General features: G+C 57.5%; 1 protein-coding gene. It reads left to right on the top strand.

From position 1 onward, the window contains the following. Positions 1 to 778: condensation domain-containing protein (locus NXS07_RS20465; RefSeq protein WP_258087572.1), on the top strand; the 778-nt coding region annotated here is incomplete at both ends.

The raw sequence follows: 778 nt of genomic DNA, 5'->3' as shown, positions 1-778 counted from the left end.
TTTCGCATCAGTTAAGGGCGCTGGCGAAAACGCAGGAAACCACCCTGTATACCGTTCTGCTCAGTGCGTTTTATGTCACGCTGGCGAAACTGTCCGGCCAGAACGACATCGTGCTGGGAACCCCGACCGACAACCGACACCATGCGCAAACCCAGCCGCTGATTGGGATGTTTGTCAACTCACTGGTCTTGAGGGCGCAGCTTGAGCCGGCCGGCAGCGTGGAAACGCTGATTAAACAGACCCACGCAGTGATTGCCCAGGCTAAGGCGAATCAGGACATGCCGTTTGAGCAATTGGTTGATGCGCTGGAGATTGAGCGCGACACCGCCCGCCACCCTATTTTCCAGGTTATGTTTGGGGTACAGAATTTGGGTGAGGGCGGGCAAAGCAGGGCAAACCTGCCGTTTAGCCCGGTGAAACTGGCCGGGGTTCTATACAGCCCCGCCAAGTTTGACCTGAGCCTGTTTATGGCCGAGGAGCAGGCCAATATTGCCGGTGGCATAAATTACGCGGTAAGTCTGTTTGACGAGTCCTCAATAGCGCGGATGGCGGATAGCTATCAGCGGGTATTGACGGCGTTTGTCGCCGATCAGAAGCAATCTCTGGCCGGGCTTGACGTGTTGTCTGCGCAGGAGCGGTATACCCTGCTGTACCGCTGGAACCAGACCGACGTGCCGTATCCGCAGAGCCAGACGTTGCAGCAGCAGTTCGAGGCTCAGGTGGTCGCCACACCGGATAACGTGGCACTGGTGTTTGCCGGGGAAACGCTGACTTACCG

It is taken from the genome of Xenorhabdus bovienii (assembly GCF_024721015.1).
Lineage (GTDB): Bacteria > Pseudomonadota > Gammaproteobacteria > Enterobacterales > Enterobacteriaceae > Xenorhabdus > Xenorhabdus bovienii.
Note: the sequence above shows the minus strand (reverse complement) of the source record. Positions and strands in the feature narration are given on the sequence as shown.